Source organism: Mesorhizobium sp. B2-5-11, assembly GCF_006440835.1.
GTDB lineage: Bacteria > Pseudomonadota > Alphaproteobacteria > Rhizobiales > Rhizobiaceae > Mesorhizobium.
Map to the genome: position 1 here is coordinate 432,332 of NZ_VFUK01000006.1, position 16,321 is coordinate 448,652.

Here is a 16,321-nt window from a genome sequence, read left to right on the forward strand (position 1 = left end):
AGGGCGGGCATGCTCGACATCAAACGCATCCCCGTGCCCGCGCTGGTCGGCCTGGTGCTGACGGCCCTGTTCGTGCTGGCGGCCATCTTCGCGCCGTGGCTTGCGCCGCACGGCAATGGCGAGATCGTCGGCGACGTCTGGGAGCCCATGTCGGCGGCGCACTGGCTGGGCACCGACAACCTTGGCCGCGATCTGCTGTCGCGCATGATCTATGGTGCGCGCATCACCCTTTTCATCGCAGTGCTCGCCACGGCGTTGTCCTTCTCGCTTGGCGCCATTCTCGGCTTTTCGGCGGCGGTGTTCGGCGGCTGGTTCGACACGCTGCTGTCGCGCCTCGTCGATCTTCTGATGTCGATCCCGACGCTGATCATGGGCCTTGTCGTGCTCTCGGTGCTGCCGACAAACCTGGTGACGCTGATCCTGGTGATGGGCATTCTCGACTCGACCCGCGTCTACCGCCTGTCGCGCGCGGTGGCCGTCGACATCAACGTCATGGATTATGTCGAAGCCGCCAAGCTGCGCGGCGAAGGCAGCGCCTGGATCATCTTCCGCGAGATCCTGCCCAATGCGCTGTCGCCGCTGGTCTCGGAACTCGGCCTGCGCTTCATCTATGCCGTGCTGTTCCTGTCGACGCTCTCCTTTCTTGGCCTCGGCGTACAGCCGCCGGATGCCGACTGGGGCGGCATGGTCAAGGAAAACAAGGACGGCATCGTCTTCGGCATTGCCGCGGCGCTCATACCGGCGGCCGCGATCGCGGCGCTTGCGATCTCGGTCAATCTCGTCGCCGACTGGGTACTCAACCGCACGACAAGCCTGAAAGGAGGACGCGGATGATGGCCGACAGCAAAGCCAAATCCAGCCCGCTCCTCGATATCCGCAACCTGCGCATCGAGGCCATGGTCTACCCACCGGGCGAAGCGCCAAAGACCATCACGCTCGTCCATGACGTCTCGCTGACCCTGGAAAAGGGCAAGGTGCTCGGCCTGATCGGCGAATCCGGTGCCGGCAAGTCGACCATCGGCCTGTCTTCGATGGGTTATGGGCGCGGCGGCGTGCGCATCACCGGCGGCGAGGTACTCCTCAACGGCCGCGACATCCTCAAGGGCGGCAAGGAAGGTTTCCGCAGACTGCGCGGACGCGAGGTCTGCTATGTCGCGCAGTCGGCGGCAGCGGCTTTCAACCCGGCGCACAGGCTGATGGACCAGGTCGTCGAAGCCACCCTCCTGCACGGCAGGGCGACGCGCGCGGAGGCCGAGAAACGCGCCGTCGCGCTGTTCAAGAAGCTGAGCCTGCCCAATCCCGAAACCATCGGCGAGCGTTTCCCGCACCAGGTCTCCGGCGGCCAGCTGCAGCGTGTGATGACGGCGATGGCGCTGTGCTCGGAACCGGACCTGATCGTCTTCGACGAGCCGACGACGGCGCTCGACGTGACCACGCAGATCGACGTGCTGTCGGCGATCAAGGACGCCATCCGCGACACGCATGTGGCCGCGCTCTATATCACCCACGACCTCGCCGTCGTCGCCCAGGTTTCGGACGAGATCATGGTGCTGCGCCACGGCCGTCTGGTCGAATGGGGCGGCACCCGCCAGATCATCAAGGAACCGCGCCAGGAGTACACCAACGCTTTGGTGTCAGTGCACGAGATCGAACACGCCGAGCAGAAACCCGGCGTCTCGCCATTCCTGTCCGTGAAGAACGTCACCGCCGCTTATGGCGGCGGTCATGTCAAGGTGCTGAAGAACGTCTCCGTCGATATCTATCCCGGCCAGACGCTGGCGGTGGTCGGCGAGTCCGGCTCCGGCAAGTCGACGCTGGCGCGCGCCATCACAGGGCTCCTGCCGCCCGAACAGGGCACGGTGACCTTCGACGGGCGCCCGCTTGCCAACCGGCTTGCCGACCGGCCGAAGGAGGATCTGCGGCAGCTGCAGATGATTTACCAGATGGCCGACGTGGCCATGAACCCGCGCCAGACCGTCGGCACCATCATCGGCCGGCCGCTGGAGTTCTATTTCGGCATGCGGGGACGTGAGCGCGACCGGCGCGTCGCCGAATTGCTCGACGAGATCGAGATGGGCAAAGGCTTCCTCGACCGCTATCCGGCGGAGCTGTCGGGCGGCCAGAAGCAGCGCGTCTGCATCGCCCGCTCGCTCGCCGCCAAACCGAAGCTGATCATCTGCGACGAGGTGACCTCGGCGCTCGACCCGCTGGTGGCCAACGGCATTCTCAAGCTTTTGTTGAACCTGCAGCAGCACGAGAAGGTCGCATATCTCTTCATTACCCACGACCTTGCGACGGTAAGGTCGATCGCCGATTCGATCGCGGTGATGTATCGCGGCGAGGTGGTCCGTTACGGTTCCAAAAGCAAGGTGCTCACACCGCCCTTCGATGCCTATACCGACCTCTTGCTGTCCTCGGTTCCGGAAATGGAGATCGGCTGGCTGGAAAAGGCGATCAAGGGGCGACGCATGGCGAGCGCCGGGAACTAGGCAGCGGTTCGCCAGTCAAGGAGATGACGACCGTGATCCGCATGCAACACTGGAGGGCCACGCGTCCCTTCGGACGGGCGTCGCCTGTGTGCGGTTGTTTCAAAAAGGGGGTAGGACATGAAGACTGAACTCGACCATCTCGCTGAACTCGCCGGCCAGGGCCGGATATCTCGGCGTGATTTTCTTGGGCGCACCGCGGCGCTGGGCATGTCGGCGGCGCTGGCAACGACGCTGGCCGGGAAAGCCTTCGCGCAGACGCCGGTCAAGGGCGGCATTCTCAAGGCCGGCCTGCAGGGCGGCGAATCGACCAACAGCCTCGATCCGGCGCTTAACCTCAGCCAGGTCACCTTCAGCTTCGGCAAGCAGTGGGGCGAATATCTGGTTCGCCTCACCCCCGACAACAGGTTGGTCAACCTGATCGCCGAGGACATCGGCGCTTCCCCGGATGCCAAGACCTGGACGATCAAGATCCGTGACGGCATCGAGTTCCACAATGGCAAGACGGTCGGCGCGGAGGATGTCGCGGCCACCATCGAGCGCCACGCCGACGAGAAGTCGAAGTCGGGCGCACTCGGCATTCTCAAAAACATCAAGGGCATCAAGGCCAAGGGCAAGGAGGTCGTCGTCACGCTTGCCGACGCCGATGCCGACTTCCCCTATCTGATGGCCGACTATCATCTCGTCATCCAGCCCAATGGCGGCAAGGACAATCCGAACGCGGGCATCAGCGCCGGCCCCTATAAGGTGACCGTCAACCAGCCCGGCGTGCGCCACGGCGGCGAGCGCTTCGCCAATTACTGGCAGGGCGACAAGGCGGGCCATGCCGACCAGGTCGAGATCGTCGTCATCAACGATGCGACGGCGCGGCTGGCGGCCCTGCAAGGCGGCCAGGTGCACATGATCAATCGCGTCGAGCCGAAGGTGGTCGATCTCGTCAAGCGCATCCCCGGCGTCAGCATCGAGAACGTTTCGGGCAAGGGCTATTACCCGTTCAACATGTTCTGCGACACCGCGCCCTTCGACAACGGCGATCTCAGGATGGCGCTCAAGCTCGCCATGGACCGCGACGAGATGCTGGAAAAGATCCTGCGCGGCTACGGTTCGGTCGGCAATGACTTCCCGATCAACGAGGCCTATCCGCTGTTTTCGGCCGTCGAACAGCGCAAGTTCGACCCGGAAAAGGCTGCAGCGCTCTACAAGAAGTCGGGCCACAGCGGCTCGATCCTGCTGCGCACCTCCGACGTCGCCTTCCCCGGGGCCGTCGATGCGGCACAGCTCTATCAGCAGAGTGCCGCCAAGGCCGGCATCAAGATCGAGATCAAGCGCGAGCCTGGCGACGGCTATTGGTCGGAGGTCTGGAACAAGCAGCCTTTCTCGCTGTCTTACTGGGGCGGGCGTGCCACGCAGGACCAGATGTATTCCACCGGCTATGTGTCGAACGCCGACTGGAACGACACGCGTTTCAAGCGGCCCGAGTTCGACAAGATGCTGTTTGCAGCGCGCGGCGAGCTCGACCAGGACAAGCGCAAGGCGATCTATCACGACATGGCCGTGCTGATGCGCGACGAAGGCGGATTGATCGTGCCTTTCTTCAACCAGTTCATCGACGCCGCCACCAACAAGATCGGCGGCTTCGCCAAGAGCCCGATCGGCGAGATGATGGACGGCTACGCGCTCGCCGAATGCTGGCTGAACGCCTGACATCAAGTTCCTGCCGAGCACGCCGCGTGTCCGTGCGACACGCGGCGTGCTCGTTCCCCCCACAATCGCATGGAGCAGCTCGTGGCGCTCAAGACCAAACTGTTGCTGATCATCCTCGACGGCGTGCCTTACCGGAACTGGCGCCGGCTGATGGGCAACCTCGAAGGCTGGGTGCAGTCGGGCGAAGCGCGGGTATGGAGGATGCGCTCGGTGCTGCCGTCGACCTCGGCCTGCTGTTATGCTTCGATCCACACCGGGGTGCCGCCGCAGGCGCATGGCATTCTTTCCAACGAGAACCGCTTCCGCGTCAGCCAGCCCGACATCTTCTCGGAGGTCACCGGGGCCGGGGGAATAACCGGCGCGGTCACCCACTCCTACTGGTCGGAGTTCTTCCGTTCCTACCCGTTCGACCTCGTCGAGGACATGGAGTATGACGAGCCGGGCGGGCCGATCACGCATGGCCGCTTCCACACCATGACCGGCTACAACGCGCGCAACCAGATGACGCCGAGCGACGTCGACCTGTTCGCCACGCTGACCATGCTGAGCAGCCGCCACGGCATCGACTACGGCATCCTGCACACTTGCACGCTGGACTCGATGGGCCACCGTTTCGGCCATGACTGTCACGAGATGGACCATGCCTGCTACGCGATGGACGGCATGCTGGCCGCTTTCCTGCCGCGCTGGCGCGACGCCGGCTATGAAGTGATCGTCACCGCCGATCACGGCCAGACCGACCGCGGCCACCATGGCGGCCATGATGAGGAGATGCAGGATTTCGCGCTGTATTATTTCGGCGGCGGCAACGGACCAGATGCCGACACGCTGCTCGACCAATTGCAGCTGGCACCGACGGTTCTGAGCCGGCTTGGGGTGGCGATACCCGAGACGATGAAGGCGAAGCCCTTCCTGAGCTAGCTTCCCCTTCACCCACTGGCAAGGCTCATCTTCTTCGGTTAGCCTCCGCAAATTCCTTGGCGGAGGATGAACCTTTTTGAGCCGATCAGCGACAGAGCAGGCAGGAGCCAGGCGGCTCGATCGGTCATGACCGGCGCGATGGAGACCGATCGCGCGCTTGTCGAGCGGGTCGCGAAGGGCGACCGGGCCGCCGTGCGGCTCCTGTTCATGCGCCACCACGCGCGGATATACCGCTTCGTGGCGCGCCAGACGGGATCGGAAATGATGGCTGACGACATCGCGAACGAGGTGTTCCTCGAACTGTGGCGCCAGGCGCCGGGTTTCGAGGGACGTTCCGAAGTCTCGACATGGCTGCTCGGCATCGCCCGCTTCAAGGCGCTGTCCCTGTTGCGCAAGAAAAAGGAAGACTGGATCGACGACGAGGCCGCAGCCGCGCTGCCCGACGGCGCCGATACGCCCGAGATCGTTGCCATGAAGGAGGACAAGAGCACTGCCTTGCGCCGCTTCATCGATGCCTTGCCGCGCGAGCATCGCGTGGTCATCGATCTCGCCTATTATCAGGGGCAATCGGTGACCGAGATCGGCGAGGTGCTCGACATCCCGGTCGCGACCGTCAAGACCCGCATGTTTTATGCCCGCAAGAAACTCGGCGAAGCCCTCAAGGCCGCCGGTTACGACAGGGGGTGGCCATGAGCGCCGCTGAAAAGATGTCGCGCCGCGACGAAATGGAAACGTTGCTGCCGTTCTACCTGAACGGTTCGCTGGAAGGCTCGGAACTGGAGGCCGTCGAGGAATGGCTGGCCAGCGATCCGACGGCGATGGCCGCCCTTGGCGAGGCGGAGGCTGAATTCTCCAGCACCGCGGCCGCCAATGAGGCGATCCGTCTGCCGGCCGATGCGCTGAGCCGCTTTTCCAGGACGCTCGATGCCGAGGCCGGCCCGGCGCGCGCCGCCGCCGGTTCGTCCTGGCTGGCGCAGGCCTGGAGCCGCTTCATGGCGCTGCCGGTCGGCGTCGCCTGGGCGGCGGCCGCGGCTCTGCTGGCGCTGGTTATGGTGCAGTCGTTCGTGCAGCCCGGCGGCAAGGGCGGCAATTTCGAGATCGCGGGCGCGCAGGACGAGGTGGCGAAGATGCCGTTCGCCCTGGTCAAGTTCAGGCCCGACGCGAAAATGTCCGACATCGCCGCCTTTCTCGGCAGCAGCGGACTGAAGATCCTGGACGGACCGACCGCCGAGGGCGTGTTCCGGCTCGGCATTCCGGCCGCCAACGCGGCCGACTACACCAGGCAACTCGGCCTTGTTGCCGCCCAGCCTTTCACCTACACCGTGATCGAGGGAAGGAAACCGGCCGATGGCGGCTGAGGCGGTCATTCGATTTGCGGCAATCCTTGCGGCGGCGATGATGATCGCCATCGGGCCTGCGTCGGCGCAGGGCAACGACGCCAATGCCGACCGAAAGATCGACTGCCGCGACGGCACCGATGCGGCAGGCGCCGACTGTGGCAAGGACGGCGGCGACAGCGGCAGCGCGGCCGGTGCCGTGTTTCTTCCCGCCCTGATCGTCGACCTGTTCCCCAATCCGGCCGCTCCCGCGGCACCGGTGCCGACGCCACGGCTGGACCCGGCGGCGCCGCCCGCCGGCACGCAGGCCGGACCGCCTTCGGGCGGGCCGATCGTCTCGCCAAGCGATCTCATCGCCGTTCAGCCGCCACGCGCCGTGGCCGGCGATTTCGTGCCCGACGAGGTGCTGGTGACCGTCGATGGCGATGCGGGCGCCGTGCAGCAGATCGCCGCTTCCTTCGGCCTCGATGTGCGCTCGCAGCGGCAATCATTTTTGCTCGGCACCACGCTTGTGCGCTTCGGCATTCCCGACCGCCGCCCCGTCGGCGTGGTGCTGGCGCAGCTTGCCGCCGACAGCCGCACGCAGCGGCGTGAGCCCAACCATATCTATTCGCTTCAGCAGGCGGCGGGCATCGTCAACTATGCGTTCGAGCGCATCGCGCTGGAACCCAGCCAGGCGAGCGGCGAGAACGTCCGCGTCGCGGTAATCGATACCGGCATCGACGACACCAATCCGACGCTGGCCGGGGTCATCGCCGGCCAGTTCGACGCCATGCCCGACGTGCCGGTCGAAAAGCGCGACCACGGCACTTCGGTCGATGGGCTGATCGCCGGCGTCGGCGCGCTCAAGGGCATGGCGCCCGGCGCCAGGATCTATCACGCACGTGCCTTCGAAGGCGGCAAGTCGACAATGGACGTCATCCTTGCTGCGCTCGACTGGGCGGCCGAGCAGGACGTGCGCATCATCAATATGAGTTTCGTCGGTCCGAAGAACGACCTGCTCGGCATCGCCTGCCGCAATGCACGCGCGCTCGGCATGGTTCTTGTCGCCGCCGCCGGCAACAACGGGCCCAAGGCGCCCTATGGCTACCCGGCCGCCTTCGACGGCGTCATCGCGGTGACCGCCACCGACGCCAGGGATGGGCTAATGCCGCAGGCCAATCGCGGCGCCTATGTCTTCATCTCGGCGCCGGGCGTCGAGATGGTGGCGCCGAGCGGAGCCGGCTCGGATGTCGTCACCGGCACATCGTTCGCCGCCGCGATCGTCTCGGGCGCCATTGCCAATCTCATCCACGCCGCGCCGGACCGCTCGGCCGACGCCATCGAAAAGGCGCTGGCCGCAACGGCCCGGGATCTCGGTTCGAAAGGGCGGGACGATGACTTCGGCTACGGGCTGCTGGACATCAAGGCCGCCGAGACGGCGAAGGAATGATCCTTGGCAACATGCTCCTAAATTCAGTCGGCTATTTGCGATGGCCGAGACGGGACGAATGCTGGACTAAACATCTAGAGGGCCGGACCCAACCGAACGGCGCTTCCATCATAGAAGCGTGACAGCCGAAAGCGGCTGAGATCATGCCCACTCGCGTTACCCTGAATCAGGTCGGAAACGACGCGACCGATTCCAGGTCCGATACCGAAGCCGTGACCACTCATTCCCGTGGCCACGAAAAGACCGACGACTGCCCGGGCGTGATCCACGACGGGGACGACATCGGGCATGGCGTCAATCATGCCTCCCCAGCCTGCCTTCAAGCGAACTGTTTCGAACTGTGGAAAAAGGCGTCTGAAATTGCGCTCTACAGAACGGAGGCCGGAGCGTTCAGCGGCCGGGTTGAGCACCCGCATTCTTTCGAAAGGACTCCGGGAATCCGGGGTCCAATCGCGCGGGGTCGACCAGCTATCAGGGTAACCCGATGGAGCGTACGGAAAGTAGCGGGTTCCGAGCGGATTGGCCATGAGGGCGGAAAGATACTTGGTGGCGTGCCGGAATGCGTCAGGCCCCAGGTAAAGCAAATTACTACCTCCCGGGGCGAGCGTGTATCCGCCATCCTGTCGGCGCCTGAAAGCGATGTGTTCGTCCGCTGCCGCACCTGCATAGATTTCAGGCATAGGCTCCGTTGCGGCTACGGTTACCCTGACGCTGAGTTGGGGGATGGAGACGCCATGTCTTCTCAGGAACAGGGACGACCAGGCGCCGCCCGCGACCAGTACGCTGGAGCTTTCAATGTATCCCGCCTCGGTCCACACTCCTCTGATCCTGCCGGCTGAGATTTCGAGGGTTCGCGCTGCGCAATTCTCTATGATTTTGGCGCCTTTTCGGACGGCAAGACGAGCAAGCGCAGGTACCGCCAACCAAGGCTCCGCGCGCATGTCGGAGGGCGTCGTCATCGCGCCCTTGAACTTGCGCGACATGCCCTTGATGAGTTTCGCGGTTTCGTCCGCGTCCAGGAGGCGAGTGTCGAGCCCATGGATGGCGGCGATCTTCATGAACTCTTCGAAACCGGCCATGTCCTTGTCGGAGTTCGCCAGATAGGTCACACCTGTCTGGTCCAGCCCGATGTCTTCGCCGCATTCCTCAGCCAGTTGCCGCCATAGGCGAAAAGCCTCGATGACAATTGGCAGTTCATCTGCGTCGCGCCCCTGCTTTCGAATCCAGCCCCAATTTCGGGACGATTGTTCGGCCGCAACGCGGCCTTTTTCCAGCAGCGTGACCGGAATGTTCCGCTCCGCCAGGAAAAGAGCCGTCGTTACGCCGATAATGCCGCCACCAATGATGACCACCTCCGAACGCTTCGGCGGTGGGCCAGGATGTTGGATTGGATCCATTTCGGAGAACGGGAATATGGGCAAATTGGGCATCCAGGAGGGCTGGTTGATGGCTTTGGCTTACTGGTTGCCACCCTCTGAAAGCCAAAGCAAGCGCGGTGCAGGCAGACCACTATCCATGACACTGCAATCGATCTTCCGGCAACGCCCGCAAGCGGTCGAACTCGGCCCCTCGGAGCGATTGGCTCTAACCCTAGGCAGGCGCTCCGGCAACCGACCCCCTGATCACCAGGTCGACCGGCCAGACCTCGCCGCGCGGGCCCTCCTCCAGGCCCGATATCCGTGCGGCCAGACGCTCGGCGATGCGGGCGCCGGCGAGCCGGATCGAGGAGCGCGTCGTCGACAGCGGTACGGAGAAATTCTCCGGCTTCAGCCATGGGAAGACGTCGTCATGTGCAATTAATGAGATGTCGCCGGGGATGCTCAGGCCGAGGTCGCGCACGGCGCGCACGACGCCGAGCGCCATGATCAGGCTGGAGCAGGCGATCGCGGTCGGCGCGCCGTCCTGTTCGAGCAGGCGCCGGGCGGCGCGATAGCCGTTCTCCTCGGTCATGGCAACGGAGCAGACATGGCGGTCGCCCAAGGTCAGGCCGCTCGCGGCGAGCGCCCGGCGCACGCCTCGCTCGCGATGCACGGCGAAGGTTTCGCGGTCATCGCCATTGATCAGCGCCAGCCGCCGGTGGCCGAGCTGGACGAGCAGCCGTGCCGCCTCGTGAAAGGCGCCCTCATTGTCGATGTCGAGATAGGGATAATCGAAATCGAAACCTTCGCTGCGGCCATGGATGATGAAGGGTATGCCGAGCGTGTTGACCAGCGCCACGCGCCGGTCGGCCGGCGTCGGCGAGGAGATGTAGACGGCGTCGACCTGGCGGTTGGCGACGATGCGCCGGTAAGTCGTCTCCTGGTCGTCGGCGTCGGCGGGAGACAGCACCAGGTCGAGCTCGTGCGAGCGCGCATAATCGCCAAGGCCGGACAGGAATTCGACGAAGTGTGGGTCGATGTCGACGGCAGCACCCGTCGGCAAGACATAGCCGATCATTCCGGACTTGCCGGTCGCAAGCCGGCGTGCGCTCGGATTGGGGCGATAGCCATGGCGCTTGGCGGCGTCCATGACGCGCCGGCGCGTCTCTTCGTTGACCTCGGGATAGCCGTTCAGCGCCCGGCTTACCGTGGTCTGCGAAAGCGCCAGCATGTGCGCGAGTTGCTTCAGGTTCACGAGAGGCCTCCATGCCTCAAAGCGCTTTTAAATTGAATCGACCCAAGCCCTGCGGCAGGCCCGGCATGTCATGGCGACCATAGGCAGGCTTGGTGCAGGTTTGAAACATAAATTGCTGCTGCACTGCCAAAAAAGCATGCTGCAGCGCGATTTTCCAGGCGCCAGACTCCGGAATTAAATCGATTAAGTTACCACGCCTCTTGACTTCTGGACGATTCAATGGCGAGATCGAAATAGCCAAAGCGCTTTGGAAGACTCTTCGAAAGGTTGCGGTTCCTTTCCGACTGAGTCACAGTCCTGCGGCGTCGGCGGGCGGAATGGAGGTTCCGTCCGGTGTTTGTGACCCACTGGGAGGGAATACCGATGAAGAAAATGCTTTTGCTGGGCGCCGCGCTTGCCGTGCTCGCCCTCGGCGCGCCCGCGCAGGCCGAGCTGAAATTCAAGCCGGGCGAGGACAAGCGTTTCAACTGGGCAAACTACGAAGAGCTCAAGAAAATCGACCTCAAGGGGGAGACCCTGTCGATCTTCGGGCCATGGCGCGGCGAGGACGAGACCCTGGTGCGCGGCGTACTCGATTATTTCTCGGAAGCCACCGGCGCCGAGATCAAATATTCCTCCTCGGAAAATTACGAGCAGCAGATCGTCATCGACACGCAGGCCGGCAGCCCGCCCAACATCGCCGTTCTGCCGCAACCCGGCCTGATCCAGGACCTTGCTTCCAAGGGTCTCTTGACGCCGCTCGGCGACGATACCGCCAAATGGGTCAAGGACAATTACGGCGCCGGCCAGTCATGGGTCGACCTCGGCACCTTCAAGGACAAGGACGGTAAGCCGGGCTTCTTCGCCTTCCCCTACAAGGCCGACGTGAAGTCGCTGGTCTGGTACTCGCCGGACAATTTCGAGGAAGCCGGCTACAAGGTGCCGAAGACGCAGGAAGAACTCGCCGATCTCGAGAAGAAGATTATCGCCGACGGCGGCACGCCGTGGTGCATCGGGCTCGGCTCGGGCGGCGCCACCGGCTGGCCGGCGACGGACTGGGTGGAAGACCTGATGCTGCGCACGCAGTCTCCGGAAACCTACGACAAATGGGTCAAGAACGAGATCCCCTTCAACGACCCGGCCGTGGTCAATGCAATCGACATCTTCGGCAAGATCGCGACCGACGACAAGATGGTCGATGGCGGCGCCAAGGCGGTCGCGGCGACCGATTTCCGCGACAGCCCCAAGGGCCTCTTCGCGGTGCCGCCGAAATGCTACCTGCACCATCAGGCGTCGTTCATCCCGACCTTCTTCCCCGAAGGCACGAAAATCGGCCAGGACGCGGACTTCTTCTACTTCCCGCCCTATGCGTCCAAGCCCGAACTCGGCACCCCCGTGCTCGGCGCCGGAACGCTGGCGATGATCACCAAGGACTCGAAGGCCGCCCGCGCGTTCATCGAATTCCTTAAGATGCCGCTGGCCCATGAGATCTGGATGGCCGAAGGCGGTTTCGTGACGCCGTTCAAGGCGGTCAACAAGGATGCCTATGCCAGCGATGCGCTGCGCAAGCAGGGCGAGATCCTGGCCAATGCCTCGACTTTCCGTTTCGACGGGTCGGACTTGATGCCGGGCAAGATCGGCGCCGGCGCCTTCTGGACCGGCATGATCGACCTGGTCGGCGGCAAGTCGGCGCAGGACGTCGCCACCGACATCCAGAAGAGCTGGGACGCGATCAAATAAGAGCCGTACCCGCGGAAGCCTAGGCTTCCACCTCCCGAGCGTATCCGGGCCAACTGGCCCGGATCCGACCGGCCCCATCGCAACATCCCAGCCCGGCCAACCGGGACGGGTCAGATCCAGTCGTGACAGCGTAGACATTCCGGCATGCGGCGGGCACGGAGCCACACGCTTCCCTGCCTGCTCGCGCTCAACAACGAGATCGGCGCGCGGCGCAATCGCAAGGATCGTTTCCATCCTGGCGGGTCGTGCAGGGAGAGGGACCCATGGCGGCTCAGATTTTCTCGGCCATATTCGTCATCATCATCGGCGTCGGCGGCTGCGTCGCCTATTTCTGGGGCGCCAACAAACTGCTCGACGTCACCTTTCCCTCGCGCGGCGTCTCGGGCGCCGCCGCCGTCGACAATCTGCGCCGGCAGGGGCTGATCCGGCCCTGGCTGTTCGTCGGCCCGGCGATGATCATCCTGACCATCTATCTCATCTATCCGGTGGTCGAGACGCTGCGGCTGTCCTTCCTCGATCGCGGCGGCGCCAATTTCGTCGGCCTGGCCAATTATCAATGGGCTTTCGGCGACCGCGAGTTTCGCAATTCGATCCTCAACAATGTGCTCTGGCTGGCCGTAGTGCCCGCCGCCTGTACCTTCCTTGGCCTGATCATCGCCGTGCTCACCGACAAGATCTGGTGGGGCACGATCGCCAAGAGCCTGATCTTCCTGCCGCTGGCGATCTCCTTCGTCGGCGCCAGCGTCATCTGGAAATTCATCTATGAGTATCGCGGCGAAGGCCAGACGCAGATCGGCATCCTGAACGCCATCATCCAGCATTTCGGCGGCCAGCCGCAGGTCTGGATATCGCTGCCGTTCTGGAACAATTTCTTCCTGATGGTGATCCTGATCTGGATCCAGACCGGCTTTGCCATGGTCATCCTGTCTTCGGCGCTGCGCGGCATTCCGGAAGAGACGCTAGAAGCCGCCGTCATCGACGGTGCCAATCCGTTCCAGATCTTCTGGAAAATCATGGTGCCGCAGATCTGGGGCACCATCGCCGTGGTCTGGACCACAATCACCATCCTGGTGCTCAAGGTATTCGACATCGTCCTGACCATGACCAACGGCCAATGGAACAGCCAGGTGCTGGCCAATCTGATGTTCGACTGGATGTTCCGTGGCGGCGGTGATTTCGGCCGCGGCGCGACAATCGCCATCATCATCATGATCGCGGTCATTCCGATCATGGTCTGGAACATACGCCAGGCCAACAAAGAGACGGGAGGACATTGAGATGACCGTCGCGACCGGAAACTCCTTCGCCAGCCGCTTCGGCGTTCACATCGCCGTCCTGGTCTTCGTTGCGATCTGGACCATGCCGACGCTCGGCATCCTGATATCGTCGCTGCGCGACAAGGACCAGATCATCGCCTCGGGCTGGTGGAACTCGTTCGCCAGTTCCAGCCAGACCGAAGCCGGACGCCTGCCGCCCGCCTCGGCGCAGGTCGAGAAGGATGGCAAGTTCGTCCTCCAGGGCATTATTTTCGGCGATGGCGCCAAGCGCGAGATCAGCGCCTTCGGCGTCAAGTCGGCGGCACCGACGCAATATCCGGCCGGCACATCGGCCGATCTCGGCGACGGCGTTACCTTGCAGCTCAATGCCGACGGCAGCTTCGTCATGACCTCGCCCAAGGCGTTCGAGGGCGACCGCGGCCAGCGCGTCTACTATGCCTCCTCGGCGCCGCCGAAATTCACCACCGACAATTACAGGACCGTGCTGTTTTCGGAAGGCATCGGCCGCTCCTTCATGAACTCGCTGACCGTCACTATCCCGGCGACCGTCATCCCGATCCTGATCGCCGCTTTTGCGGCTTACGCTCTGGCCTGGATGCGCTTTCCCGGGCGCGCGCTTCTGATCGCGGTCATCATCGGCCTGCTGGTGGTGCCGCTGCAGATGTCGCTGATCCCGCTGTTGAAGCTCTATAACGGCGTCGGCGCCTTCTTCGGCGTGCCCTCCAAGACCTATCTCGGCATCTGGCTGGCGCATACCGGCTTCGGACTGCCCTTCGCCATCTACCTCTTGCGGAGCTACATTGCCGGCCTGCCGCGCGAGATCATGGAATCGGCGCGCATCGACGGCGCCAGCGATTTCGAGATATTCGTCAAGATCGTGCTGCCGCTGTCATTTCCCGTGCTGGCGTCCTTCGCCATCTTCCAATTCCTGTGGGTATGGAACGATCTCCTGGTGGCGATGGTTTTCCTTGGCACGGAGGCGGATCAGATCGTGCTGACCGCCAAGCTCAATGCCTTGCTCGGCTCGCGTGGCGGCGACTGGGAGATCCTGACGACGTCGGCTTTCGTGACCATCATCGTGCCGCTGATCGTGTTCTTCTCTTTGCAGCGCTATTTCGTCCGCGGGCTGCTCGCAGGCTCGGTGAAAGGAGGCTGAAACCATGCAATCCGCTTTGAAAGCCAGTTCGAGGCCCGATCTCGCCGTCGATAGCGACTGGTGGCGAGGTGCCGTGATCTACCAGATCTATCCGCGCAGCTACCAGGACTCGAATGGCGACGGCATCGGCGACCTCAAGGGGATCATCGGGCGGCTGCCCTATATCGCCGCGCTCGGCGCGGACGCCATCTGGATCTCGCCCTTCTTCAAATCGCCGATGAAGGATTTCGGCTACGACGTCTCGGATTACTGCGACGTCGACCCGATGTTCGGCACGCTGGCCGATTTCGACGCGCTGACGGCGGAGGCGCACAGGCTGGGGCTGAAAGTGATGATCGACGAGGTGCTGTCGCACACCGCCGACATCCATCCCTGGTTCAGGGAAAGCCGATCGAACCGCAGTAATCCGAAAGCCGACTGGTACGTCTGGGCCGATCCCAGGCCGGACGGCACGCCGCCCAACAACTGGCTGTCGATCTTCGGCGGATCGGCCTGGCAATGGGACACCAGCCGCCAGCAATATTACCTGCACAACTTTCTCGCGGAACAGCCGGACCTCAATTTCCACAACGGCGAAGTCCAGGACGCGCTGCTCGACGTCACCCGCTTCTGGCTGGAGCGCGGTGTCGACGGGTTCCGCCTCGACACCATCAATTTCTACTTCCACAGCCAGGGGCTGGAAAACAACCCGCCGCTGCCGCCGGAGCAGCGCAACGACCAGACCGCACCCGCGGTCAATCCGTACAACTACCAAGATCACATCTACGACAAGAGCCGTCCGGAGAACCTCGGCTTCCTCGAACGCTTCCGCGCCCTGCTCGACGAATATCCGGCAACGGCCGCGGTCGGCGAGGTCGGCGATTCACAGCGCGGACTGGACGTCGTCGCGGCCTATACAGCCGGCGGCAAGCGCGTGCACATGTGCTATTCCTTCGATTTCCTGGCGCCGGAAAAGATCAGCGCCGCCAAGGTCCGTTCGGTGCTGGAAACCTTCGGCAAGGTTGCCAGCGACGGCTGGTCGTGTTGGGCCTTCTCAAACCATGACGTGATGCGCCCGGCCTCGCGCTGGGCCGCCAACGAAGCCGACCCGACCGCCTATCTCAAGGTTATCTCGGCATTGCTGATGTCCTTGCGCGGCTCGGTCTGTATCTATCAGGGCGAGGAACTGGGGCTCGGCGAAGCCGAATTGCGGTTCGAGGATCTGCAAGATCCCTACGGCATCCGCTTCTGGCCGGAATTCAAGGGCCGCGACGGCTGCCGCACGCCGATGGTGTGGGACGGCAGCGCCAGGAATGGCGGCTTCTCCCAGGCAAAGCCGTGGTTGCCGGTGCCGGCCAAGCACCTGTCGCAAGCCGTCAATGTCCAGCAAGGCGACGAGCATTCGCTGCTCGAACACTACCGACGCTTTCTCGGCTTCCGCCGTGCCCATCCGGCGTTGGCCAAGGGCGATATCAATTTCATCGAAAGCCAGGGCGACACTGTCGCCTTCACGCGCCGCGCGGGCAACGAGCAGATCGTCTGCGTCTTCAACCTGGGATCCGGGCCAGCGGAGGTTGACCTTGGCGGTCGATCGCTGCAACCTTTGCCCGGACACGGATTTTCGGGACAGCAGAGCTCCGGCTCCATCCGCCTCGGCGGCTACGGCGCCTGGTTCGGGCGCATCGACTGAATTCTAG

14 protein-coding genes are annotated in these 16,321 nt (G+C 63.7%); 11 read left to right on the plus strand and 3 right to left on the minus strand.

The genetic code is table 11. The annotated features are described in order from the left end of the window. The first annotated feature begins 9 nt into the window (after positions 1 to 9). From FJ490_RS21250 to FJ490_RS21280, 7 genes are all read left to right on the plus strand, one after another. Positions 10 to 834: an ABC transporter permease gene (locus FJ490_RS21250; protein ID WP_140512801.1), complete on the plus strand. Its 825-nt coding sequence runs from the start codon at positions 10 to 12 to the stop codon at positions 832 to 834. After that, the gene (locus FJ490_RS21255; RefSeq protein WP_140501254.1) at positions 834 to 2,489 is read left to right on the plus strand and encodes an ABC transporter ATP-binding protein; all 1,656 of its coding nucleotides are present in this window, start codon (positions 834 to 836) and stop codon (positions 2,487 to 2,489) included. Before FJ490_RS21250 ends, FJ490_RS21255 begins: the two co-directional genes overlap by 1 nt. A 117-nt stretch (positions 2,490 to 2,606) precedes the next feature. Continuing rightward, a complete protein-coding gene (locus FJ490_RS21260) occupies positions 2,607 to 4,190 on the plus strand; it encodes an ABC transporter substrate-binding protein (protein WP_140729544.1) in 1,584 nt (527 codons plus the stop codon). 81 nt (positions 4,191 to 4,271) lie between these two features. Further along, positions 4,272 to 5,111, plus strand: coding sequence for an alkaline phosphatase family protein (locus tag FJ490_RS21265; RefSeq protein WP_140729545.1), 840 nt, complete (start codon positions 4,272 to 4,274; stop codon positions 5,109 to 5,111). Between the two features lie 126 nt (positions 5,112 to 5,237). Continuing rightward, entirely contained in the window at positions 5,238 to 5,804 is a 567-nt protein-coding gene (locus FJ490_RS21270; protein WP_140729546.1) for a sigma-70 family RNA polymerase sigma factor, read from the plus strand. Further along, positions 5,801 to 6,469: an anti-sigma factor gene (locus tag FJ490_RS21275; RefSeq protein ID WP_140729547.1), complete on the plus strand. Its 669-nt coding sequence runs from the start codon at positions 5,801 to 5,803 to the stop codon at positions 6,467 to 6,469. Before FJ490_RS21270 ends, FJ490_RS21275 begins: the two co-directional genes overlap by 4 nt. Continuing rightward, a complete protein-coding gene (locus FJ490_RS21280; RefSeq protein WP_140729548.1) occupies positions 6,459 to 7,880 on the plus strand; it encodes a S8 family serine peptidase in 1,422 nt (473 codons plus the stop codon). Before FJ490_RS21275 ends, FJ490_RS21280 begins: the two co-directional genes overlap by 11 nt. A gap of 74 nt (positions 7,881 to 7,954) precedes the next feature. On the opposite strand, the gene FJ490_RS21285 is transcribed toward FJ490_RS21280, so the two are convergent. From FJ490_RS21285 to FJ490_RS21295, 3 genes are all read right to left on the minus strand, one after another. After that, positions 7,955 to 9,301 carry an FAD-binding oxidoreductase gene (locus FJ490_RS21285; RefSeq protein ID WP_140729549.1) on the minus strand — a complete coding sequence of 449 codons (1,347 nt, stop codon included), beginning with the start codon at positions 9,299 to 9,301 and terminating at the stop codon, positions 7,955 to 7,957. A 169-nt stretch (positions 9,302 to 9,470) separates the two neighbouring features. After that, positions 9,471 to 10,493: a substrate-binding domain-containing protein gene (locus FJ490_RS21290; RefSeq protein ID WP_140501204.1), complete on the minus strand. Its 1,023-nt coding sequence runs from the start codon at positions 10,491 to 10,493 to the stop codon at positions 9,471 to 9,473. 16 nt (positions 10,494 to 10,509) lie between these two features. Next, complete coding sequence (locus FJ490_RS21295) at positions 10,510 to 10,734, minus strand: hypothetical protein (RefSeq protein ID WP_140512791.1); 225 nt, start codon at positions 10,732 to 10,734, stop codon at positions 10,510 to 10,512. A 122-nt stretch (positions 10,735 to 10,856) separates the two neighbouring features. On the opposite strand from FJ490_RS21295, the gene FJ490_RS21300 reads away from it, so the two are divergent. The 4 genes from FJ490_RS21300 to FJ490_RS21315 all read left to right on the plus strand — a co-directional run bounded on the left by FJ490_RS21300 (position 10,857) and on the right by FJ490_RS21315 (position 16,314). Continuing rightward, entirely contained in the window at positions 10,857 to 12,212 is a 1,356-nt protein-coding gene (locus FJ490_RS21300; RefSeq protein WP_140558774.1) for an ABC transporter substrate-binding protein, read from the plus strand. Positions 12,213 to 12,475: 263 nt separating this feature from the next. Then, a complete protein-coding gene (locus FJ490_RS21305) occupies positions 12,476 to 13,489 on the plus strand; it encodes a sugar ABC transporter permease (protein WP_140501210.1) in 1,014 nt (337 codons plus the stop codon). A 1-nt stretch (position 13,490) separates the two neighbouring features. Continuing rightward, positions 13,491 to 14,645, plus strand: a complete 1,155-nt coding sequence (locus FJ490_RS21310; RefSeq protein ID WP_140729550.1) for a carbohydrate ABC transporter permease — start codon at positions 13,491 to 13,493, stop codon at positions 14,643 to 14,645. Between the two features lie 4 nt (positions 14,646 to 14,649). Next, complete coding sequence (locus FJ490_RS21315) at positions 14,650 to 16,314, plus strand: alpha-glucosidase (RefSeq protein WP_140567869.1); 1,665 nt, start codon at positions 14,650 to 14,652, stop codon at positions 16,312 to 16,314. Positions 16,315 to 16,321: the final 7 nt, after the last annotated feature.

What these genes read in the sequence shown, in the direction of transcription:
- FJ490_RS21275 (WP_140729547.1), top strand. Translation starts at nt 5,801, where the DNA reads ATGAGCGCCGCTGAAAAGATGTCGCGCCGCGACGAAATGGAAACGTTG.
- FJ490_RS21305 (WP_140501210.1), top strand. Translation starts at nt 12,476, where the DNA reads ATGGCGGCTCAGATTTTCTCGGCCATATTCGTCATCATCATCGGCGTC.
- FJ490_RS21250 (WP_140512801.1), top strand. Translation starts at nt 10, where the DNA reads ATGCTCGACATCAAACGCATCCCCGTGCCCGCGCTGGTCGGCCTGGTG.
- FJ490_RS21255 (WP_140501254.1), top strand. Translation starts at nt 834, where the DNA reads ATGGCCGACAGCAAAGCCAAATCCAGCCCGCTCCTCGATATCCGCAAC.
- FJ490_RS21270 (WP_140729546.1), top strand. Translation starts at nt 5,238, where the DNA reads ATGACCGGCGCGATGGAGACCGATCGCGCGCTTGTCGAGCGGGTCGCG.
- FJ490_RS21260 (WP_140729544.1), top strand. Translation starts at nt 2,607, where the DNA reads ATGAAGACTGAACTCGACCATCTCGCTGAACTCGCCGGCCAGGGCCGG.
- FJ490_RS21280 (WP_140729548.1), top strand. Translation starts at nt 6,459, where the DNA reads ATGGCGGCTGAGGCGGTCATTCGATTTGCGGCAATCCTTGCGGCGGCG.
- FJ490_RS21310 (WP_140729550.1), top strand. Translation starts at nt 13,491, where the DNA reads ATGACCGTCGCGACCGGAAACTCCTTCGCCAGCCGCTTCGGCGTTCAC.
- FJ490_RS21300 (WP_140558774.1), top strand. Translation starts at nt 10,857, where the DNA reads ATGAAGAAAATGCTTTTGCTGGGCGCCGCGCTTGCCGTGCTCGCCCTC.
- FJ490_RS21315 (WP_140567869.1), top strand. Translation starts at nt 14,650, where the DNA reads ATGCAATCCGCTTTGAAAGCCAGTTCGAGGCCCGATCTCGCCGTCGAT.